The organism is Nocardia sp. NPDC003693 (assembly GCF_053981095.1).
Genome location: NZ_JBSFNO010000016.1, coordinates 24,852 through 45,680 on the forward strand (window position 1 = coordinate 24,852; position 20,829 = coordinate 45,680).

General features: G+C 71.4%; 16 protein-coding genes. 6 read left to right on the top strand and 10 right to left on the bottom strand.

Features of this window, described 5'->3' with window-relative positions; all coding sequences use genetic code 11:
• Positions 1–149: 149 nt before the first annotated feature.
• Positions 150–2,249, bottom strand: coding sequence for an FHA domain-containing protein (locus ACWDOP_RS19035; RefSeq protein ID WP_456346150.1), 2,100 nt, complete (start codon positions 2,247–2,249; stop codon positions 150–152).
• 181 nt (positions 2,250–2,430) lie between these two features.
• On the opposite strand from ACWDOP_RS19035, the gene ACWDOP_RS19040 reads away from it, so the two are divergent.
• Positions 2,431–2,844 carry a hypothetical protein gene (locus ACWDOP_RS19040; protein WP_456346151.1) on the top strand — a complete coding sequence of 138 codons (414 nt, stop codon included), beginning with the start codon at positions 2,431–2,433 and terminating at the stop codon, positions 2,842–2,844.
• A gap of 74 nt (positions 2,845–2,918) precedes the next feature.
• Here the strand turns inward: ACWDOP_RS19040 and ACWDOP_RS19045 are convergent, their stop codons facing one another.
• Positions 2,919–4,463, bottom strand: a complete 1,545-nt coding sequence (locus tag ACWDOP_RS19045) for a glycerol-3-phosphate dehydrogenase/oxidase (RefSeq protein ID WP_456346152.1) — start codon at positions 4,461–4,463, stop codon at positions 2,919–2,921.
• 66 nt (positions 4,464–4,529) lie between these two features.
• Entirely contained in the window at positions 4,530–5,147 is a 618-nt protein-coding gene (locus tag ACWDOP_RS19050; protein WP_456346153.1) for a TetR/AcrR family transcriptional regulator, read from the bottom strand.
• A gap of 141 nt (positions 5,148–5,288) precedes the next feature.
• On the opposite strand from ACWDOP_RS19050, the gene ACWDOP_RS19055 reads away from it, so the two are divergent.
• Both ACWDOP_RS19055 and ACWDOP_RS19060 read left to right on the top strand, forming a co-directional pair.
• Positions 5,289–6,866 (top strand): FAD-binding oxidoreductase, encoded by a 1,578-nt coding sequence (locus ACWDOP_RS19055; protein WP_456346253.1) that lies wholly within the window; start codon positions 5,289–5,291, stop codon positions 6,864–6,866.
• A complete protein-coding gene (locus ACWDOP_RS19060; RefSeq protein ID WP_456346154.1) occupies positions 6,863–7,789 on the top strand; it encodes a YegS/Rv2252/BmrU family lipid kinase in 927 nt (308 codons plus the stop codon). Before ACWDOP_RS19055 ends, ACWDOP_RS19060 begins: the two co-directional genes overlap by 4 nt.
• A gap of 122 nt (positions 7,790–7,911) precedes the next feature.
• Here the strand turns inward: ACWDOP_RS19060 and ACWDOP_RS19065 are convergent, their stop codons facing one another.
• The 6 genes from ACWDOP_RS19065 to ACWDOP_RS19090 all read right to left on the bottom strand — a co-directional run bounded on the left by ACWDOP_RS19065 (position 7,912) and on the right by ACWDOP_RS19090 (position 14,404).
• The gene (locus tag ACWDOP_RS19065) at positions 7,912–8,283 is read right to left on the bottom strand and encodes a hypothetical protein (RefSeq protein ID WP_456346155.1); all 372 of its coding nucleotides are present in this window, start codon (positions 8,281–8,283) and stop codon (positions 7,912–7,914) included.
• Between the two features lie 194 nt (positions 8,284–8,477).
• Complete coding sequence (locus ACWDOP_RS19070) at positions 8,478–9,149, bottom strand: AAA family ATPase (RefSeq protein ID WP_454203169.1); 672 nt, start codon at positions 9,147–9,149, stop codon at positions 8,478–8,480.
• Positions 9,150–9,273: 124 nt separating this feature from the next.
• Positions 9,274–10,410, bottom strand: a complete 1,137-nt coding sequence (locus tag ACWDOP_RS19075; protein ID WP_456346156.1) for a cytochrome P450 — start codon at positions 10,408–10,410, stop codon at positions 9,274–9,276.
• 342 nt (positions 10,411–10,752) lie between these two features.
• Positions 10,753–11,961 carry a GNAT family N-acetyltransferase gene (locus ACWDOP_RS19080; RefSeq protein WP_456346157.1) on the bottom strand — a complete coding sequence of 403 codons (1,209 nt, stop codon included), beginning with the start codon at positions 11,959–11,961 and terminating at the stop codon, positions 10,753–10,755.
• On the bottom strand, positions 11,958–13,247 hold the full coding sequence (locus tag ACWDOP_RS19085; RefSeq protein ID WP_456346158.1) for a DegT/DnrJ/EryC1/StrS family aminotransferase: 1,290 nt from the start codon (positions 13,245–13,247) through the stop codon (positions 11,958–11,960). The genes ACWDOP_RS19080 and ACWDOP_RS19085 overlap by 4 nt, the downstream gene beginning before the upstream one ends.
• Complete coding sequence (locus ACWDOP_RS19090; RefSeq protein WP_456346159.1) at positions 13,247–14,404, bottom strand: 3-dehydroquinate synthase family protein; 1,158 nt, start codon at positions 14,402–14,404, stop codon at positions 13,247–13,249. The genes ACWDOP_RS19085 and ACWDOP_RS19090 overlap by 1 nt, the downstream gene beginning before the upstream one ends.
• 208 nt (positions 14,405–14,612) lie before the next feature.
• Here ACWDOP_RS19090 and ACWDOP_RS19095 point away from each other — a divergent pair, with 208 nt between their 5' ends.
• Positions 14,613–15,473 (top strand): MmyB family transcriptional regulator, encoded by an 861-nt coding sequence (locus tag ACWDOP_RS19095; RefSeq protein WP_456346160.1) that lies wholly within the window; start codon positions 14,613–14,615, stop codon positions 15,471–15,473.
• On the opposite strand, the gene ACWDOP_RS19100 is transcribed toward ACWDOP_RS19095, so the two are convergent.
• On the bottom strand, positions 15,430–16,221 hold the full coding sequence (locus ACWDOP_RS19100) for an alpha/beta fold hydrolase (RefSeq protein WP_456346161.1): 792 nt from the start codon (positions 16,219–16,221) through the stop codon (positions 15,430–15,432). The two genes, ACWDOP_RS19095 and ACWDOP_RS19100, sit on opposite strands and share 44 nt — an antisense overlap.
• Before the next feature lie 445 nt (positions 16,222–16,666).
• On the opposite strand from ACWDOP_RS19100, the gene ACWDOP_RS19105 reads away from it, so the two are divergent.
• Together ACWDOP_RS19105 and folC are read left to right on the top strand one after the other, a co-directional pair.
• Positions 16,667–19,360: a valine--tRNA ligase gene (locus ACWDOP_RS19105; RefSeq protein ID WP_456346162.1), complete on the top strand. Its 2,694-nt coding sequence runs from the start codon at positions 16,667–16,669 to the stop codon at positions 19,358–19,360.
• Positions 19,357–20,823 (top strand): bifunctional tetrahydrofolate synthase/dihydrofolate synthase, encoded by a 1,467-nt coding sequence (folC, locus tag ACWDOP_RS19110; RefSeq protein WP_456346163.1) that lies wholly within the window; start codon positions 19,357–19,359, stop codon positions 20,821–20,823. Before ACWDOP_RS19105 ends, folC begins: the two co-directional genes overlap by 4 nt.
• Positions 20,824–20,829 lie beyond the last annotated feature (6 nt).

Sequence of the window (20,829 nt, forward strand, 5' to 3'; positions counted from 1 at the left end):
GCCCACCGGACCGCGCACTCGGGGCCCGGTTCTCTCAGCGATCGGGCCGCAGCCGCTTGGCGGATCGTGACCCACGAAAGTAACTGGGCGGCAGTTACTTCGGTTCACCGTTCGGGGCGCTGGTAGCGACGTCGCCCCAGGGTCCGGGGTCAGCGGCGGGGTTGTTCGGGGCGATAGGTCAGGATGCGGGCGCCTATCCGGAGGCTCCAGCCGGGTTTGAGCTCGTGGGGGCGCTGGCCCACGCGAATCCAGTCCTGGGCGCCGGGGGCGGCGACGAACGTGCCGCCGGGGGTGGCGGCGTCGCGGATCAGGACCATGCCGTTCTCGATGAAAACGTAGGCGTGGACCCGGGATACGTGGCGATCGCGGGGAATCACGATGGGGGAGGAGGCGGCTCGGCGGACGGACTCGTCGATGAGCGGATCGCGGCCGATCACATACGGGCGATCCAGGGGATAGATCGCGCCGTCCGCGGTGGTGAGCGCGCCGCCGACGGGGCCCAGGGCACTGGTCTCCGGGGGCACCGGGCCGCGCCCGCCGGCGCGTTCGGTGGCCGCGGGCTCGGCGGCGGCCGCCTCGGCGTCGAACGCGGCGGTCGGCGGCAGATCGGCGGGATCCGGGCGGGTGGGCTCGGGTCCGCCCGCCCGCCCGGGCCGGGCGCCCGCGGGCGACCCGGCGTCACCCGGGCGCGCGGTTTCCGCAGCTGCGCCCGAACCGGGTTCCGGCGCAGCGTCTTTCGATAGTCGTGGACCGGCGTGCGGCTGATTACCCTGCGCGGGAGCCGAATCCGGAACGGTCAGGCCCTCCGGTGCGCTGCCGTCCGCCTCGTCGTCGATTCTGGGGACGACACGGGTCTCGGTGGGAATCGCCGCCTGCGGGTCGTTGGGGTCCAGCGGCCGGTCCGGCAGGGCCTGCTCCCGTGCGGCAGGCCGCTCAGGTTGCGGGGCAGGCGATTCCGTGCGGCCGAGCGGACCGCTCGCGGGCTGTGGCGGCTCCGCGCGCGGGGTGCCCCGCGTCGGCGGTGGCTCGGCGGGCCGCCCGCCGTCGGCCCGGCGTTCGGGCGGCGGGGCCGGGCGGTTGCCGGCCCGGCCGACGGGCCCGGAGGCCGGTGCGTCGGGCAGCTCGGCCGGGCGGCCGAACGACCCCGCCGCCTGCGTCTCGGGCGGCTCCGGATGGCGCTTGCCCGTCGCGCTCCCGGGCCGTGGATTCGGCCCCGAGGCGGAGGATCGGCGGCCACCGGCGGATTCGCCGGGTGTGCCGGGCCCCACGTATCCGGTGGGCGATGCATCGAGGCCGGCGGGGGTCGAGGCGGCGGAAGCGCCCGGCTCGGCCCGCGTGGGCAGCGGACCCGAATCCGGTCCCGGGCCCCGGTTGCCCGGCGCTCGCTCGGGGGAGCCGGGCGCCGCGAAGCGGGTGTGCGAGGGGGTAGGGAGGGGAGCACGATTCGTGAGGTCCGGCACCGGCCCGGGGGAACCCGCCGCGGCCTGTTGTCCGCCTGAGCCAGGCGATCCGCCCGCGCTCGGTGGCCTGCCTCTGCCTGGCGTCCCGCTCGCACCCGGTGACCCGCTCGCGCCTGGCACACCGCTCGAAGCCGATGATCCACTCGCGCCCGATGATCCGCCCGCCCCGGGCGAACCGATAGCGACCGGCCCCGGCCGGGCAAACACGGGGTCGGAGCGGGACTCACCCGACCCGCCGGGCACCGGCGTCGCCGCCGCACCGGACGCCCCCTGGCGCGGGGTGGACCCGGTGTTCCCGCGCTGCGCGGGCAACCCCGAAGGCGGTGCGTGCATCAGGAACCCACCGCCGGGAACCACGCCGACGCGCAGATTCGTATACGGGATCTCCCCGCCCTCGGTGCTGTCCGCGGCGATGGTCAGGCGCCGCACCGGATCGCGCAAGATCTCGTCGGCCCAGGTCATGGCGCGCACACCGGAGAATTCGCGCGCGCCCTCCGGCCCCTCGACCAGCGCGCGCACCGGCCCGCGCAGTAGCACCAGGATGCCGCCGGCGGTGGGCGCGACCACCCCGAACGACGGCGGCTGCGCGGACCCGCCACTGAAAACCGTCGCGGCCAGCCGCTGCGCGATGGCCACGCCCGGATCCGCGGACCCCGCCGCCGTCTCGGCCGCGCCGAGTATCCGTTCGGTGGACCTGCTCGTCCCCGCGAGGTAGAGGACCACGCTTCCGAACCGCGCGATCAACCCCTCACCGCGCAGCAATCCGACTGTTGTCGGTATCCGCCCCATTCGCGCCTCCTTGTCCGGCGCTCACAACATCGCTGCCAAGCATAGGACCGTTCACACGCCGGCGGTCCCGACACGGAATCCGCCCGATCGTGGCAATACTGCCCGAAGTGACCCCCGGGGCGCGAGGATCGAACAATCGTGCCGGTGCATCCGGCTCCGGCGTACCCGAAGGACCGAACCTATGGGCACGATCGACACCAGCGGCGCCGTACGCGGCGCCGGAACCGCCATCGCGGCCGCCGCGGCGCTCACCGTCCTGTGCGCTCCCGCCGGGGCCACCGCCACCCGGGTGGGCGTGGAACCCGGCCTCAGTTACGGACGGGCGACGAACTACGGCGCCGGCTGCACCTACCCGGTGAACGGCTACGTGGACGATCCCTCGGCCCCGGTCGTGTTCTACGACAACGGCACAGCCTTCGCCACCGCCGTCCCCTCGGGCCGGATCGCGATCGCCCACTGGACTCCCGCCACCCCCGGCGTCCACCGCCTCCAGATCGTGCAGCACACGGTCCCCGGCGCGGACGTGGTCCCGTACGTCGACATCACCGTCGGCACCGGCCTGCTCACCGGCTCGGGCTGCATCGTCCTGCACTGACCCGGGCCACGACCGTCCACGGCGAAGTCGCCGCCGGCTCGATCTCGGTGCGATGCCCCGACAGGTGAACCCGCTCAGCGCCCGTCGAATGCCGCCTCCGCCGCGGGGGCGGCGGCCTTGCGGTCGGTGTCGACCAGGCCGATCCGGGTGCGGCGGTCCAGGAGATCGTCGGCGTCCAGGGCGCCCTCGTGGCTGACGGCGAAGGCGAACTCGGCTGCGAGAACGTCGATCCCGGGCGCGACCGGCTCGGCCAGCGTGGCGTCGGCGCGGACGAGGTCCAGTACCGCGGCCGCCTCGCTGCCGTACCGCTCGACCAGCCGGGTCGGGGCCTGGATGCGGTCGCGGGCCACCCCGGTCACCGCGCCGACCAGCGGCAGCTGCCGGGTGCGGCAGGGGCCGGCCGTCAGCTTCGCGTGCGCGACAGCGGCATCCACCGCGTCCTCGGCCATCCGGCGGTAGGTGGTGAGCTTGCCGCCGACCACCGTGATCAGTCCGGTGGGTGAGGTGAGCACCGCGTGCTCGCGGGAGATGTCGGCGGTGCTGTCCGCGCCGGTGCGCAGCAGCGGCCGCAGCCCGGCGAAGGTGCCGCGAATGTCCTCCCGGCGCAACGGTTCCCGCAGCACCGTATTGACGGTGTCGAGCAGGAAGTCGATCTCGGCCTCGGTCGCGTGCGGCACGTCCGGTACCGGCCCGGGGGCCTCTTCGTCGGTCAGCCCGAGGTAGACGCGCCCGTGCGCGGCGGGGAAGGCGAACACGAAACGGCTGGTGCTGCCCGGAATCGGCACGGTCAGCGAGGCCGTGAGCCCGCCGAAGGCGGCCGCGTCGAACACCAGGTGCGTACCGCGCGAGGGCCGCAACTCGATGCTCGGATCCACCTGATCCGCCCAGACGCCGGTGGCGTTGACGACCGAACGCGCTCGCACGGACAGGGTTTCGCCGGTGAGCTCGTCGCGCAGCGTCGCCGTCGTGCCGGTGACCTCGGTGGCCGCCACCCGGGTCAGCACCGATGCCCCGTGCGCGGCGGCCGTGCGCGCGATCGCCACCACCAGGCGCGCGTCGTCCACCAGCTGCCCGTCCCAGGCGATGAGCCCGCCGCGCAGCCCGGCCCGGCGCACGGTCGGTGCGTAGCGCAGCGCCTCGGCCGCGGCCACCCGCCGCGAGCGCGGCAGCACCGCCGCCGAGGTGCCCGCGGTCCGGCGCAGCACGTCACCGGCGGCGAAACCGACGCGGACCAGGGTCTTCTGCGCCGCGCCGATGGTCGGCAGCAACGGGACCACCTGCGGCAGGGCACGGGTCAGATGCGGTGCGGTGCGGGTGAGCAGGATGTCGCGCTCGACCGCGCTCTCGTGCGCGATGCCCACCCCGCCGCTCGCCAGGTACCGCAGCCCACCGTGGACGAGCTTGGAACTCCACCGGCTGGTGCCGAAGGCCAGGTCGTGCTTCTCCACCAGCACCGTGCGCAGACCGCGCGCGGCCGCGTCCAGGGCGATGCCCACCCCGGTGATCCCGCCGCCGATGACCAGCATGTCGATGGTCTCGCCCGCGCCCAGCGCGAGCAGTTCACGCTCGCGTCGCGCGGCGTTGAGGGCGGAGCCGGGGTGAGCCGAAGTGCCGGTCATGACAGGACCTTTCGATGCGGTGCAGCGGGTGCTGCGGTCGAAGGAAGCCGCCCGGTCGGGCGGCGCTTACGGCGCCGGGGGCGCAAGATATCCGGTGATGGCGTGTGCGAGTTCGATGTCGAGGTGCGCGGAGTCGAGCAGTTCGGCGACCGTGCCCGCGGACTGGACCGCCGACTGCGCCATGAGCAGCAGCATGGTGCCGAGCCGTTCGGGGTCGCCGTCCCGAATGGACCCGTCGCCCTGGCCTTCTCGCACCGCCGCCGCGAACAACTCGATGAGCGCGCGCTGATTGCGGCCCAGTCGTTCGAACACGTAGGTGAGCATGACGTCGGCGTCGGTGCGGAAGATCTTGGCGAACAGCGGATTCCGCCTGATCGTCGACCCGCCGCCGACGATGGCGGCCACCAGCCGGTCGCGGGCCGTTCCGGTGTCGGGCACCGCCCCGGCGATGATCTCGCGCAGTTCGCGCACCAGCAGATCCGCCACCAGCGACCCGGTGTCGGGCCAGCGCCGGTACACCGTCGGCCGGCTCACGCCCGCCCGCCGGGCCACCTCGGTGAGCGTGGTGCGCCGCACCCCGAATTCGGCCACGCAGGCGCGGGCGGCGTCCAGGATCGCGCGATCGACGGCGGAGACGGTCTCGGGGGTGGCGAGATCGCGGGAGGACGGTTCGGTCGAAGCCATGGGTACCACCCTTCCATCACCGGTCCGATCGGCAGTTCTCGTTACTGCTTGACATTCTATGTCAGACTGTAACGCATGGTCGACACACAAGCAGCATTCGCTTCGCCGGGAAACCCGGGCGAGCCGCAGGTCCGCGCGAGTATGGTGTGGGACGCCTGGGGCTCCCCGTCCGGACACAAACCGCTCTCGGAGCAGATTCGGGGCTTGCTCACGCAGGTGTTCGGAGTGTCCGCGGAACCGGCGACCCGTCGCGATGAGGGCGACGTGCCGCTGCGTGACTCGACCCTAACGCCGGAACACCGGGCTGGGCTCGTCGCGGTGGTCGGTGCGGATCACGTCTCTGTCGACCACCGCGATCGCCTGCTGCACGCCGGCGGCAAATCCACCCCCGACCTGCTGCGCCGACGCGCCGACGGCCCGCAGGACGCCCCCGACGCCATCGTCTTCCCGGCCTCGCACGACGAGGTCCAGGCCCTGCTCGAGTACTGCTCCGGCGCGGGCATCGCCGTGGTGCCCTTCGGCGGCGGCACCAGCGTCGTGGGCGGCCTCGACCCCGCGCGCGGCGCCTTCGCCACCGTCATCGCGATCGACCTGGCCCGCCTGGACACCCTCACCGAGGTCGATCCCGTCAGCGGCACCGCGACCCTCGGCGCCGGCCTCTCCGGTCCCCGGGCCGAGGAACTGCTTGCCCGGCACGGTCTTTCGCTGGGGCACTTCCCGCAGAGCTTCGAATACGCGACCATCGGCGGTTTCGCCGCCACCCGTTCCTCGGGGCAGGCCTCGGCGGGCTACGGCCGCTTCGACGACATGATCCAGCGCCTGCGCGTGGCCACCCCCGCGGGCAGTCTCGACCTGGGCCGCGCCCCGGCCTCGGCCGCGGGACCCGATCTGCGCGAACTGTTCTCGGGTTCCGAGGGCGCGCTCGGCATCATCACCACCGTCACCCTGCGCGTGCATCCGGTGCCCGAGACCACCGCCTACCAGGCGTGGTCGTTCCCCGACTTCGCCACCGGCGCGGCCGCGCTGCGCACGGTCATCCAGGCGGGTGCGGCGCCCACCGTCATGCGCCTGTCCGACGAGGCCGAGACCGGCCTGAATCTCGCGCGCGCCGGGGACATCGGCGGCGCGGCGGTCGGCGGCTGCCTCGCGGTCACCACCTTCGAGGGCACCGCGGCCCACGTCGCGGCCCGCAGCGCCGAGGCCATCGATCTGTTGCGCGCCGCCGGCGGCACCGCCCTGGGCGAGACCCCCGCCCGCGAATGGGAGCACGGCCGTTTCTCGGCCCCCTACCTGCGGGACTCCCTGCTGGACGCGGGAATTCTGTGCGAGACCCTCGAAACCGCTACCACCTGGTCCAATCTCGCCAACCTCAAGGCGAAAGTCACCGCCGCCCTGACCGATTCGCTCACCGCGCAGGGCACCCCGGCCCTGGTCATGTGCCACATCTCGCACACGTACCCGACCGGCGCCTCGCTGTACTTCACCATCGTCGCCAAACAGGCCGACGACGCGCTGGCGCAGTGGGCGGTGGCCAAGCGCGCGGCCGGCGACGCCATCGTCGACGCCGCGGGCACCATCACCCACCACCACGCCGTCGGCGCGGACCACCGGCCGTGGATGGGCGCCGAGATCGGCGACCTGGGCGTGCGCGTGCTGCGCGCGGTGAAACGGGAAGTCGACCCCGCAGGCATCCTCAACCCTGGGAAGCTCATTCCGTGAGAGAGATTCGCTCGATTCTGCTCGTGACCAATCCGCTGTCGGGTCACGGCAAAGGCGTGCAGGTGGGCATAGCCGCCGCCGATCGTTTCGCCGCGCGCGGCGTGGCCGTCACCGAGATCCGCGGCGCGTCCGCGGCCGATACCGAGGAACAGGTGCGCGCGGCGCTGGCCGATCCCGCGGCCCGCCCGGACGCCGTCGTCGCCGCCGGCGGCGACGGCCTGACCTGCGTGGTGTTGCAGGCGCTGGTCGGCACCGGCGTCCCGCTGGGCCTGGTGCCCGGCGGGACCGGCAACGACCTGGCCCGCGAGGTGGGAGTGCCCGACGACACCGCCGCGGCCGTGGACGTCGTGCTGGCCGGTAATACCCGCACCATCGACCTGGGCACGGTCCAGGCCGAGGACGCCGCCCGGCCCATGTGGTTCGCCACGGTCACCGGCACCGGCTTCGACGCGCGAGTCACCTTGCGTGCCAACGCTCTGGTCTGGCCCAAGGGCCCGCTGCGCTACACCCTGGCCGCGGTCATCGAACTGGCCGGGAAGCTGGCCGTGCCCTATCGCATCGAGTTGCACGGTTCGCCGGACCACCCGGACGGCACGGTGATCGAACTGGACGCCGTCATGGTGGCGGTCGGCAACACCAGGACCTACGGCGGCGGCATGCTCATCGCGCCCGACGCCGTCATCGACGACGGGCTGCTCGATCTGACCGTGGTGGGCAAGATGTCCCGGCTGGACCTGCTGCGGCTGCTGCCCGCGCTGTCCTCCGGCAAGCGCATCGATCATCCGGCGGCCGGGCAGTACCGGGCGGCGAAAGTGGTGCTGTCGGCGCCGAACGCGCCCGCGACCGCCGACGGCGATCCCGCGGGCATGCTCCCGGCCACCTTCGTGTCCCGGCCCGGCGCGCTCGAGGTGCTCGTGCCCTGAGCGGGCACCGGCACGACCGTGCCGCGCGCCCGACAAGACTGTGCCCCACGCCGGAATGGCATGGGGCACAGTCTTTACCGGAGGGTGCGGTGAAGTCCCGGTCACCCGTGGCCGGTCCGGGGCTACCAGACCTGGAGTACGGCCACGCCCTCCGAATCCACGAGCACATCGACCGACCCACCCGGCCGGGACGCCGCTTCGCGGACGATCTCGTTGATCCCGGCGAACACCCGGTCACCGTCGTGCGGGAGCGTCGAGTCGGGCTGGATGCCGACGCTCAGCGCGGTATGCGGCACATAACGATCGGCGAGCGTGGGCACCGGACTGTCGGCGAGCGACCGCGTTTCACCGGGGCTGAACTCCACCCCGGCCGCGCCGACGTCGGGAATCACGAACGGTGTTGCGGCGGAGGCTGTTCCGGCTACTGCGAAACCGGTGACGGTCGCGGCGCCGAGGAGAACGGCGAGCCGGGTGAATCGCTTCGAGACGCGCATGATGACTCGCTTTCCGGCGTGGGCGCTCGGGCCCGGGGAAATGTGTCGAGTACTGCGTGATGCCGATATGGAAGCGACTGGCGCCAGCCGTATAGCAAGAACACATCACCGCGGCTGATGTGGGCAATAGTTTGCGATCCGGCTCACAGGTTCGAATGTCGGTGACGTGGGTCACGGGGCTTGGAACCCCGCCGTCAGGCCGCGAACGTGACCTCGCCCAGGGCGGTGACCGCCGCCCGATCCAGGATGACCACGGACGTGGGCGCGGGACGCGGTTTGACGCCCGCGCCGGCCAGGCCGATCAGGCGCTGCCAGCGCAGGCAGTGCCAGCGGAAACTCATCCGGCCCACTTCGCGCCCGCGCGAGATCTGCCCGGCCATGGCCAATTCCGCCGGGGCATCGATCATGATCAGGTGCACGGTCCGGCCCGCCGCCCGCGCCCACGTCGCCACCAGCCAGCGCACCCAGTTCCGGGTGCCGCAGTCGTGGATGACGACCGGTCCGGCCGCGCGGAACAGCGCCATCCGGATGCGGAGGTAGTGGGTGACGTGCACGATCGGCAGCCACAGTGGGTACGGGACCGCGTCCAGGCGCGGCTGCCACCAGTTGCGCGAATGCTGGGAATCGAGCAGCAGGGCCCCGTCGGGACTCATCGCCGGGCGCACCGCGTCGGAGGTGCTGCCGAACAGTTTGCGCAGGGCGGTGCTCTTGCCCGCCCCCGGCACCCCGGCGAAAATGACCGCCGCCGTTGCGGGATAACGCAATTGGTGGATCGCGACACCGCGCAGATCGTGCACCTGGTGCGGTGTCACCACGCGCGGTGCGGAAGACAACGGGGTGGAGCCGGGGTCCAGCGGGGGGTTCACATCTCCAGCATCGGCAGCGAAAAGGGTTCCTGCAACCGGGATATCCCTGAAATCACCCCCGAACTCGCGATACGGCCCCGGCTGCCTGCACGGGAACACCCGCTGTGAACCTTTCCGCCGGGTGTCACCACGTGACCGGGAGCGCGGTCAGGCCGCGGGTGAAGACCTCCTCCCGCTGAACCGGCGCCCCCGCGGCGGCGTCCAGCGCCATGGTGGGGAAGCGCGCGGTCAATTGCCCGATCGCCGCCTGCATTTCGATGCGGGCCAGCGGTGCGCCGATGCAGTAGTGACCGCCGAAGCCGAAGGTGACGTGCTGCCCCTGCGCGCGGGCGAAATCGACGCGGGCGGGATCGGGGAACACGGTCGCGTCGTGATTGGCCGAGGTCAGTCCGAGCAGTACGAGATCGCCCGCGGCGACCTGTTCCCCGCGAATCTCCAGGTCGGTGCGGGCGTAGCGCGGCAGGTTGGTCGGCTCGCAGGCCCGCAGCAATTCGTCGACGGCGGCGGGCACCAGCTCCGGGCGCTCGTGCAGGGTCCGCCACAGCTCCGGCTCCGCCAGCAGCATCAGCGCGGCCACCCCGATCTGCACCACCGAGGTTTCGTGGCCGGCGAACAGCAGCACCATGGCGAACATGGCGACATCGTCGTCGGTCAGCTCGGGATCCGCACACAGTCGCGAGGTCACGTCGTCGCCGGGGTGAGCGCGCTTGTGCTCCACCGATTTCCGGCAGTAGCCGAAGATGTCGGCCGCGCCCTGTTCGGCCTTGCCGCGATCGGCCACGTCACCCGCGGCGGCCGTCCATTCCCGGAAGCTGTCCCGATCCTCGAACGGCACCCCGAGCAGCTCGCAGATGATCTGCAACGGCAGCGGCACCGCCAATTCCGCGTGCAGGTCCGCGGACCCGCCGCGGGCCGCCAGGCCATCGAGCAACTCGGCGGTGACCGCCTCGACGCGCGGCCGGAACGCGCGCATGCGACCCGGTGAGAAGTGCGGTTGCAGAATGGATTTCATGCGCGCGTGGTCGTCGAGCTCGGTGTCGAAATTGCCGATCGGGCCGCCGAAGAAGGCGGACTCGCCGATCCGCGCCGCGGTCTCGGGCGTGCGATGCGAGCGTCCCAGCCGGACGTCGGCGAACAATTCGCGTACCAGGTGATAACCGGTGGCCAGCCAGGCGGAATCGCCGGTGGGCGTGAGTATCCGGGTCAGGCCCGCACCGCCGGTCACGGGACAGGTGCCGGGCACGCTCTCCGCGCGCGTCATGCCGCCACCTCGCTGCTCGCCGGTACGCGGGCGCGCACCGCCTCGATGATCCACAGCCGATACATCACGGTGATTCCACCTTTCTGGGTTGTGCGGGTCGGTCGGCACGCCACGCGAGTCGAGGTCGCGTCGAACGAAAGCAGCTGGACGGGCCGGATTCGCCTCGGGGACACAGGAGCCCGGTCCGGTCGGCGAGGCAGCACGGCCGGCGCCGGATCGTGCGCGGGCCTGGAATCCACCTCGGAGGCCGATGCGCTCCGCCGTTTCGGAGGGTCCGTGTTCCGGCGGCGGTACAGTGCTCGGCCCGGCGAATTCGCGCCGCCTTCGTGCGGATCGGCGTGATCAGAAAGCCGTGTTGTTGAAGGGCCGCCGCGCGACGGCCAGCGCCCGGTCCAGCGCCGCGACCGTGCCCGGGGTGAACTCCTCGACGCGGCCGGCGCGGTGCAGTTCGGTGACCGAGTGGGTGCCGAAGTAGACGCTCGTCAGCTCCAGCGGGCCGATGCGCAGATCCGGGGCGGCGACGGGTCCGGCATCGGTCCACGTGCCCGCGCCGTCGCGGACGGTGAGAACGCTGGTGCCCGTGCTCATTCCCCACGGGTCGGCCAGCTCGATCACGCCGTGGAAGTCGGCGGCGAAGGTGCGCGCGGCGATCGCGGCCGGCAGGTCCAGGATCCACATCCACAGGCTCGCGGCGACGCCGGCCACCGCGGCCGTGCGCAGGTCCTCGAGCAGCAGCGGGGTGGGATCGTCCACGGCCGTGGTCATCTCGACGGTGTCGTACTCGCCGTGGCCGAGCAGACAGCGCAGCAGCTCGCGATGGGCGGCGGTGGTGACCGCGCAGAAATCGCGGACCAGCACCGTCGGGCCGGTCAGGTCGTAGATCACGTATCCGTCCGGGTGGGTGATCACGCAGGAGTCGTCGGCGAAGGTGCTCGGCCACCAGAACTCGTTGCGGCTCAGCGCACCCGGCGTCGCGCGCTGCCAGCGGTCGTAGATCTCGCGCAGCAGCGGGATCGACTCGGAGTACCGGCGCTCGCGAGCCGGTCCCGAATCACCGGGCGCGGCACGCAGTTTCGAGCGCCTGCGATCCACGCGCAGCCGGCGGGCGTACGCGCCGACGCCGACGTAGCCGTAGTTCCCGCCCGGGCCCGGCATCGCGGCCAGCACCTGCGAGCCGCCCGACAGCGCGATGGCGGCCAGCTCGCTCTGAATCTTGGCGTAGATACCGCGTTTCTGATGTGTGGTGGCCACCATGCCCTGCGCGCACGCCGCGACGCTCAGTTGCCCGCCGCCGGGTACCGTCACCCGCATGCGGATCACCGAGGCGGTGCCCACGATGAACGGCGCGGCCGGATCGGACACATCCTCGGCCACCGCCACATCAGCCGACCGGAACTGCCGCTTCCAGAGGTCGAAGTCGCGGGTGTGCACGCCGCCGAAGGCGCGGAAGTAGCAGTCCCGCAGCGCATCCCAATCGGCCTCGGTGGCGCGGCGCACCGCGATGTCGTCCAATACCCGGCTGTCCCAGTCCGACAGCAACTCCGAAGTCATACCGCCACTTTCTGTTCCGGGGCCGTATCGCGCGGGGAGTACGCCGCGCGCACCTTGTCCAGCGCGGCCAGCAGATCGTCGATGTCGCCGCGTTCGCCCAGCAGCACGCTGTGATGCAGCAGCAGGGTGTGCTCGCGGTAGTGGTCCGCCCCGGCGAAGGTGCGCCCGGATGTGCTCGCGCCGTCCCAGATCCGGGCGAAGCGCGCCTTGGTCCGCGGGCGCAGCAGGGCGCTGCGATGCAGGGGCGGACGCGGGGGATACACCTTGGTGCCGAGTTCGGCGGTGAGCGCGGCCGCGACCCGCTCGACCGGGGCCGTGCCGAACGCACCGGGCTCGAAGCGAATGCCGAACTCGTAGACGGCCCGCCGATCCACCTGCGCCGGAACGGGAATCGCGCCGAGCCCGGCGCGGGCCGCCAGGCCGGCCTCCAGTTCGCCGGCGCGCACCGCCCGGTGGGCGTGCTGGGCGTCCAACCGGGGGAGCTGATCCAGCAGCACGCCCGCGGTCAGCTCGGACATGCAGTAGTTGCCGCCCATGATCTCGCAGTCCTCGACGAGTTCGTATTCGCCGGGTCGCGGCGCGTCCGCGAGGTAGCCTCGTGAATCCGCGCGCAGCATGAGCATGCGGCGGTACAGGGCCGGATCGTCGGTGACGGCCGCCCCGGCCTCCCCGGCCGCCAGGGTCTTGGCCGCGCCGAGGCTGAAGACCCCGATATCGCCGAAAGTGCCCAGGGCGCGGCCGTTCCACCGCGTTCCGTGCGCCTGCGAGCAGTCCTCGATCAGCGCGACGCCCGTCTCGCCCGCCAGCGCCGCGAGTTCGTCGACGGGCGCCGCGGTGCACGCCAGGTGTACGGCGATGACCGCGCGGGTGCGCTCGGACAGCGCGCCGCGCACGTGATCCGCTGTCAGGCAGCCGGTCCCGGGATCCACGTCCACCAGGACGGGCAGCGCGCCCACCCGCAGGACGGCGGTCGCGGGGGCCACCCAGGTCAGCGCGGGCACGATGACCTCGTCCCCGGGCCCGACGCCCAGTGCTTCCAGGGCGATCACCAGGGCGCTGGAGCCGTGATCGACGCTGACCCCGTACGCCGCCCCGGTGTAGCGTGCGAACTCCTCGGCGAAACGCCGCTCCCGCGATTTGCCACCGTCCGGGGCGTACCAGCTCACCGACCAGCGCGACGAGCGCAGCGCGGCGAGCAACGCGCGTTCGGTGCCTGCGTCGTACTGCGGCCATACCGGCCAGGCTCGCCCGGCGCGAATCGGCGCGCCGCCGTCGACGGCCAGCATCACACGCCCACGGCGCGGACGCTGGCGGCGGGCAGCGCGAGCGCCTCGAGCGCCGCCCGGATCTCGTCCACCGACACGTGCACCAGCGGCAGCGCGCCGGTGCGGGCCGGTGTGCCCAGAGCGTCCAGCAGAACGAAAGGCACCGCGTCCGACCGGGAGTCGAGATAGCCCTTCTTGTTGTCGTCGCCGATCACCGACAGCACATCGGCGATGCGCACCGCGGCGGGCAGTCGCGGTTCCACCCCGAGCCCGGTCACGATCTCGTAGTGCACCCGCAGCTCTCGCTCGGTGAGCCGGCCGCGCGCGTGCGAAACATGCGCCGCCACCAGCATTCCCACCGCGACCGCCGCGCCGTGCGACAGCCCCGCCGCGCCCCGGGCCCGGTGATCGCAGATCTCGATGGCGTGCCCGGCGGTGTGCCCGTACTCCAGCACCAGCCCCGACCCCCGTTCGAAGGTGTCGGCCCGGGTGACCGCCGATTTCGCCGCGATGCTGGCGTCCAGGAGCCAGCGCAGCGCGGCGGGCGTGGCCGACGCGCCGGAATCGATGACGGCGCGCAGCTGTTCGAGCGCGGCCGGATGAATGGCCAGGCAGTTCTTGGCCATCTCGCACAGCCCGGATCGCAGTTCCCGCGCGGTGAGGGTGCCGAAGAACCGCACATCGGTGTAGACGGCCGTGGGCGCGTAATAGGTGCCGATGTGGTTCTTGCCGACCGGGCTGTTGATGGCCTGCTTGAGCGAGAGAACCGAGTCCATGGCCGCGATCGTCGTGGTCGGGATGTGCACCAGCCGCACCCCGCGGAACAGCAGATTCGCCATGAGCCCGGCCAGATTTCCGGGCACCCCGCCGCCGAAGGCCACCACCACCGAACGCCGCGTCACCCCGGCGCGCAGCGCGGTCTCGAGATGCGCGGTCAGGCAGGTCAGGGTCTTCATGGACTCGCCGGCACGGTGGCTGAGCGTGATCGAGGGCGTCGCGCCCGCCAGCCGCGCCGGCGCCCGGCCGTGCAACTCCAGCACGTGATCGTCGGTCACGAAGACCAGGGTGTCCGCGGCCAAACCGGCGATCTCCGCGGCGATCTCGTCGAGGCAGTCCTCACCGAAGGAATACGGAAAGGACTGATCGCCGATCCGAATGGTGCGTGAAGTCATTGCCATGCGGGAAATTTCAAGTGACACAACAACGTTTGGCAAACGGTGAGCTGCCCCAGTCAGAGCCTGCCCGGCGCGCCGGTACCACTGCCCGGATCGCCGCGCGGCCGGGGTACCACCGGCAGGGGTAGCGCCCGCCGCGACTTCGCCGCGAGGGCCGGTTCCCCGCGCGGTACTGTGCAATTCCGGCAGGTCACGAAGGCTGCCCGGGTGAATGGGAGAACTCTTGCCGGACAATGACATCGGGGCGCCGAACGGCAGGGGGACCACCGCGTCCGCACTGCGCGCGCCGTCGCTGGCCGAATTCGTCCGCGAACGCCGCTCGCGCGGCACCGCCAGGCATCCCGCCGGGCTGACCCGCAAACAACTGGCGGAGGCCACCCACGCCAGCCTCGGCTACATCGCCAAGATCGAACAGGGCGACGCGCTCAACCCCGGTCCCGCCATCCTCGATTCGCTCGCCACCGTCCTGGGCCTGGACGCCGCCGAACGCGTACACCTCTATCACCTGGCCCAGCAGCAGCCCACCCGGCGCAATCCCCGGCAACTGCGCCGCGACGACCCCGTCGTCGACACGGTGCGCACCACACTGGACGCCCTGCTCCCGCACCTGGCCGCCGCCCTGGACGACGGCTGGCGGGTGGTGGCCTGCAACAGCGCCTTCGACGCGGCGTTCCCGGGTCTGCTGCGCGGCGGGCACGTGGTGCGCTGGCTGTTCACCGACCCGCGCGCCCGCATCGTCATCGAGGAATGGGAGCACGAGGCCCGGCTCATGGTCGGGCGCTTCCGCGCGTACGCCGCCCAGGCGCACGGCCGCGCGGACATCGACGAACTGCTGCGCGAACTGGGCGAGCACGCGGACTTCCGCAGGCTCTGGGAGGACGCGCACGTCGGCATCGGCCGGCCCGACTCGACCTTCCGGCTGCGGAACCCCAAGACGGCCACCGTCTTCGACGTGGTCGTGCAGCGCTACCGCAGCACCGCGCCGGACACCGCGCACCAGCTGTTCATCGGACTCGTCGGGGCCGCCCCTACCCGGGAAGTCCCGTCAGGAAGTCCCGCAGGATCGCGTTGACCCGATCGGGATGGGTGAGGTTCGGCACCATGGAGGCGCCCGCGATGGTGTGCGCCGCGGCCCGCCCGCCGAAGGCCGCCGCGATGTCCAGCGCGTCCTGCGGGGTCGAGGTCTGATCGCTGGACCCGCGCAGAACCAGTGCGGGACAGTCGATGTCGCCGAGCAGTTCGAACACCGAATCCCTGTTGATCAGGCACTCGGTGGTCGGCCGGACCCGGCCGCGATCGCCGGTCATCCATTTGTCCCACCACGGCAGCTTGTCCTCGAGGGTGCCGCCGATGGTCAGCGCGGACACCATCTTGATGGTCGGGGTGAGCGGTCCGTCGCCGGCCCAGTAGTCCAGCACCTCGCGGTAGCCCACCCGGCGATCGGGCGGCATGGCCTTGGCCGTGCAGCCGATCACCACCACCCCGCGCACCCGCGGCGGCGCCAGCAGCGCCATGCGCAGCGCGGTGGACGCGCCGTCCTCGACGCCGCCCACGACCACCCGGTCGATGCCGAGGTGATCGACCACGGCCCAGGCGTCGCGGGCCAGATCCCAATAGCTGAACGGTGTTCCGTCGTCCGAGCTGGGCCCGTGACCCCGAGAGTCGATGGCGACGATCCGGTACTCCTGCCCCAAAGCGGATCGCTGCGGTTCGAACATCTCGTTGTCCATGAGCATCGAGTGCCCCAGAACTATGGCCTGACCGGCACCTCCCGTATCGGTGTAGTGAATCTTCGTTCCCCCGCGAGCGACGAACGGCATATTTCGGACTCTACGACAGGGTTTCGCGGCGGGAGCCGGATCCTGCGTGGCGGGCAGTTGGTGCGCCCGACGCAACGTGAATGCAACGAAAGACGGTCTAGCCTGGGCGATTTGGCCGAATCCTGAGAATTGCTTATGGATTCGGCAGTCCGACCGAATCCGCCGGTAGTCTGATTCGTGAGGGCGGGGCTTCCGGTGTCCCTCATCCGCCGCAAGTCCCGCCCGCATCTTTTGGCCTCCGCTTCGCTCCGGCGGGTTCGCGGCCCTTCGGGCCCGGTTCTTCCCTCCCTCCGCTCCTCCGCTTCGCTCCCCCGCTCCACTCAGTCCAGAACCGGGCGGTCCGCGAACTGCGAGTTGGAGTTGTCGAGAGTGTCCGGTGGTGAGGCTGCAAAGCTCGGTCGGCGGCCCTGTCAAGCCCTGCGCGGGCCTCCATTAGAATCGCCAGGTGACCAGCACAGCCTCTGAGAACCCGCGTAATCGTGCCGACGCCCTCCCCAAGAGCTGGAACCCCAGCGACGTAGAGAGCGACCTGTACGAGGGCTGGGTACGCGCTGGTTACTTCACCGCCGACGCGAGCAGCGACAAGCCCGCCTACTCGATCGTGCTGCCGCCGCCGAACGTCACCGGCAGCCTGCACATGGGCCACGCCCTGGACCACACCCTCATGGACCTGCTCACCCGCCGCAAGCGGATGCAGGGCTTCGAGGTGCTGTGGCTGCCCGGCATGGACCACGCCGGCATCGCCACCCAGAACGTGGTGGAGAAGCAGCTCGCCGTCGACGGCAAGACCAAGGAAGACTTCGGCCGCGAGCTGTTCATCGACAAGGTCTGGGACTGGAAGCGCGAGTCCGGCGGCGCGATCCAGGGCCAGATGCGCCGCCTCGGCGACGGCGTCGACTGGAGCCGCGACCGCTTCACCATGGACGACGGGCTGTCGCGCGCCGTGCAGACCATCTTCAAGCGCCTCTACGAGGCGGGCCTGATCTACCGGGCCGAGCGCCTGGTCAACTGGTCGCCCGTGCTGCAGACCGGCATCTCCGACCTCGAGGTCGACCACAAGGAGGTCGACGGCGAGCTCGTGTCCATGCGCTTCGGGTCGCTGAACGACGACGAACCGCACGTGATCGTCGCCACCACCCGCGTGGAGACCATGCTCGGCGACACCGCCGTCGCGGTGCACCCCGAGGACGAGCGCTACAAGGCCCTCATCGGCACCACCGTCTACCACCCCATCACCGGCCGCCAGATCCCGATCGTCGCCGACGACTACGTCGACCCCGAATTCGGCTCCGGCGCAGTGAAGATCACCCCCGCGCACGACCCCAACGACTTCGAGCTCGGCCTGCGCCACAACCTGCCCATGCCCACGATCATGGACAAGACCGGCAAGATCGCCGACAGCGGAACCGAATTCGACGGCATGGACCGCTTCGAGGCCCGCGTGAAGATCCGCGAGCGGCTCGAATCCGAGGGCCGCATCGTCGGGCGCGTCTACCCGTACAAGCACCAGGTCGGGCACTCCGAGCGCTCGGGCGAGCCCATCGAACCGCGCCTGTCCATGCAGTGGTGGGTCAAGGTCGAGGGCATCGCCAAGGCCGCCGGTGACGCCGTGCGCAACGGCGAGGTCAAGATCCACCCCGCCAGCCAGGAACCCCGCTGGTTCGAGTGGGTCGACAACATGCACGACTGGAACATCTCCCGCCAGCTCTGGTGGGGCCACCGCATCCCGATCTGGTACGGCCCCGCGGGCGAGATCGTCTGCGTCGGACCGGACGAGCAGGCGCCCGAGGGCTACGTGCAGGACCCCGACGTCCTGGACACCTGGTTCTCCTCGGGCCTGTGGCCCTTCTCCACCATGGGCTGGCCCGACACCACCGCCGAACTCGAGAAGTTCTATCCCACCAGCGTTCTCGTCACCGGCTACGACATCCTGTTCTTCTGGGTGGCGCGCATGATGATGTTCGGCATGTTCGTCTCCGACGACCCGGCCATCACCGCGGGCAAGGACGCCGAGACCGAGCAGGTCCCGTTCCAGGATGTGTTCCTGCACGGCCTGATTCGCGACGAACACGGCAAGAAGATGTCCAAGTCGCGCGGCAACGGCATCGACCCGCTGGACTGGATCGACGAATACGGCGCGGACGCCACGCGATTCACCCTCGCGCGCGGCGCCCAGCCCGGCAGCGACCTGTCCATCGGCACCTCGCACGTCACCGCCTCGCGCAGCTTCATCACCAAGCTGTTCAACGCCACCAAGTTCGCGCTCATGAACGGCGCGCAGCCCGGCGAGCTTCCGGCCCGCGACACCCTCACCGACTCCGATCGCTGGATCCTGGATCGCCTGGACCAGGTGCGCGCCGAGGTGGACGCCAACTTCGACCGCTACGACTTCGGCAAGGCCTGCGAGCAGCTCTACCACTTCGCGTGGGACGAATTCTGTTCCTGGTACCTGGAATTGGCCAAGGTGCAGTTCGCCGAGTCCGAGCAGCGCGCCGCGAGCACCCGCGTCGTGCTCGGCAACGTCCTGGATTCGGTGCTGCGCCTGCTGCATCCGGCCATCCCGTTCGTCACCGAACAGCTCTGGCGCGCGCTCACCGGCGGCGAATCGGTGGTGATCGCGGCGTGGCCGCAGGCCAGTGGCGTTCCCGCCGACGAGGTTTCGGCCCGCCGCATCGCCGACACCCAGCGCCTGATCACCGAGATCCGCCGCTTCCGCAGCGATCAGGGCCTGGCCGACAGCCAGAAGGTCGCCGCCAAGCTCATCGGCCTGGACGCCGCCGACGTGCTCGCCCAGCAGACCGAGATCGCCAACCAGGGCCGGCTCACCGCGCCCGGCGACGACTTCGCCGCCACCGCCTCGCTCGAGGTGCGCCTGAGCACCGCCACCGTGACCGTCGAGATCGACACCTCCGGCACCGTCGACCTCGTCGCCGAGGCCCGTCGCCTGGAGAAGGACCTCGCCGCCGCGCAGAAGGAATTGGCGGGCACCACCGGCAAACTCGGCAACGAGGGGTTCCTGGCCAAGGCGCCCGACGACGTGGTCGCCAAGATCCGGGGACGGCAGGAGATCGCCGCCTCCGAGGTCGAGCGCATCGGCGCGCGCCTGGCCGAGATCGCGAAACTGGCGGACCGCGCATGACCGACGAGCCCGATCACGAGTACGACGAGGAGCCCCGGGCGCAGTACGCGCCCGGGCCGCTCACCGGAACCTCCCCGGTCGACCTGGCCGAAATGGCGCTGGTGGAAGCCGAACTCGACAAGCGCTGGCCGGAAACCAAGATCGAACCGTCGCTGACCCGCATCGCGACCCTGATGGACCTGCTCGGCTCACCCCAGCAGGGCTACCCGGCCATCCACATCGCGGGCACCAACGGCAAGACCTCGGTCACCCGCATGATCGACGCGCTGCTCACCGCGCTGCACCGGCGCACCGGCCGCATCACCAGCCCGCACCTGCAGCTGGCGACCGAGCGCATCGCCATCGACAACGCGCCCATCACGCCCGGGCGGTACGTCGAGCTGTACCACGAACTGCTGCCCTTCCTGGAGATGATCGACAAGCAGTCCGACGCCGCGGGCGGCCCGGCCATGAGCAAGTTCGAGGTGCTCACCGGCATGGCCTACGCGGCCTTCGCCGAGGCACCGGTCGACGTCGCCGTCGTGGAAACCGGGATGGGCGGGCGCTGGGACGCCACCAACGTGATCGACGCGCAGGTCGCGGTCATCACCCCGATCGGCCTGGACCACACCGAATACCTCGGCCCCGACCTCGAGTCCATCGCGGGGGAGAAGGCCGGAATCATCAAGAAGGCCCCCGACGACGGCCTGGTTCCGCGCGACACCGTCACGGTCATCGCGCAGCAGGAACCCGAGGTCATGGACGTGCTGCTGCGCCGGGCCGTGGAGATGGACTCCGCCGTGGCGCGCGAGGGCTCGGAGTTCCGGGTCCTGACCCGCGCGGTCGCGGTCGGCGGCCAAGTGCTCTCGCTGCAGGGCCTCGGCGGCGTCTACGACGACATCTTCCTGCCGCTGCACGGCGAGCACCAGGCGCGCAACGCCGTGCTCGCCCTGGCCGCGGTCGAGGCGTTCTTCGGAGCGGGCGCCTCCCGCCAGCTCGACGTCGACGCCATCCGAGCCGGGTTCGCGAGCGCGGTGAGTCCCGGCCGCATGGAACGCATGCGCAGCGCGCCGACCATCTTCCTGGACGCGGCCCACAACCCGCAGGGCGCGCAGGCCCTGGCCGCGACCCTCACCGGCGAATTCGACTTCCGCAAACTGATCGCGGTGGTCGCCGTGCTCGGCGACAAGGACGCCGGGGGCATCCTCGACGCCCTCGAACCCATCGTCGACGCGGTCGTGGTCACCGAGAACGGGTCCCCGCGCGCGCTGCCCGTCGACGATCTCGCCAACCTGGCCGTGCAGCGGTTCGGCGACGAGCGGGTCGCGGTGGCCAACGATCTGGCCGACGCCATCGAAACCGCCATCGCCCTGGCCGAAGAGGGCGAACATGGCGAAATGGTCTCCGGTGCGGGCATTGTGGTGACCGGATCGGTCGCCACCGCCGGTGGGGCCCGCTCGCTGTTCGGAAAGGATCCCGCGTGACCGGAT

Bases quoted from the DNA above. Each gene is read 5' to 3' on its own strand.
- ACWDOP_RS19035 (WP_456346150.1), bottom strand. From the start codon at position 2,249: ATGGGGCGGATACCGACAACAGTCGGATTGCTGCGCGGTGAGGGGTTG.
- ACWDOP_RS19040 (WP_456346151.1), top strand. From the start codon at position 2,431: ATGGGCACGATCGACACCAGCGGCGCCGTACGCGGCGCCGGAACCGCC.
- ACWDOP_RS19045 (WP_456346152.1), bottom strand. From the start codon at position 4,463: ATGACCGGCACTTCGGCTCACCCCGGCTCCGCCCTCAACGCCGCGCGA.
- ACWDOP_RS19050 (WP_456346153.1), bottom strand. From the start codon at position 5,147: ATGGCTTCGACCGAACCGTCCTCCCGCGATCTCGCCACCCCCGAGACC.
- ACWDOP_RS19055 (WP_456346253.1), top strand. From the start codon at position 5,289: ATGGTGTGGGACGCCTGGGGCTCCCCGTCCGGACACAAACCGCTCTCG.
- ACWDOP_RS19065 (WP_456346155.1), bottom strand. From the start codon at position 8,283: ATGCGCGTCTCGAAGCGATTCACCCGGCTCGCCGTTCTCCTCGGCGCC.
- ACWDOP_RS19075 (WP_456346156.1), bottom strand. From the start codon at position 10,410: ATGACGCGCGCGGAGAGCGTGCCCGGCACCTGTCCCGTGACCGGCGGT.
- ACWDOP_RS19080 (WP_456346157.1), bottom strand. From the start codon at position 11,961: ATGACTTCGGAGTTGCTGTCGGACTGGGACAGCCGGGTATTGGACGAC.
- ACWDOP_RS19085 (WP_456346158.1), bottom strand. From the start codon at position 13,247: ATGCTGGCCGTCGACGGCGGCGCGCCGATTCGCGCCGGGCGAGCCTGG.
- ACWDOP_RS19090 (WP_456346159.1), bottom strand. From the start codon at position 14,404: ATGGCAATGACTTCACGCACCATTCGGATCGGCGATCAGTCCTTTCCG.
- ACWDOP_RS19095 (WP_456346160.1), top strand. From the start codon at position 14,613: ATGGGAGAACTCTTGCCGGACAATGACATCGGGGCGCCGAACGGCAGG.
- ACWDOP_RS19100 (WP_456346161.1), bottom strand. From the start codon at position 16,221: ATGCCGTTCGTCGCTCGCGGGGGAACGAAGATTCACTACACCGATACG.
- folC (WP_456346163.1), top strand. From the start codon at position 19,357: ATGACCGACGAGCCCGATCACGAGTACGACGAGGAGCCCCGGGCGCAG.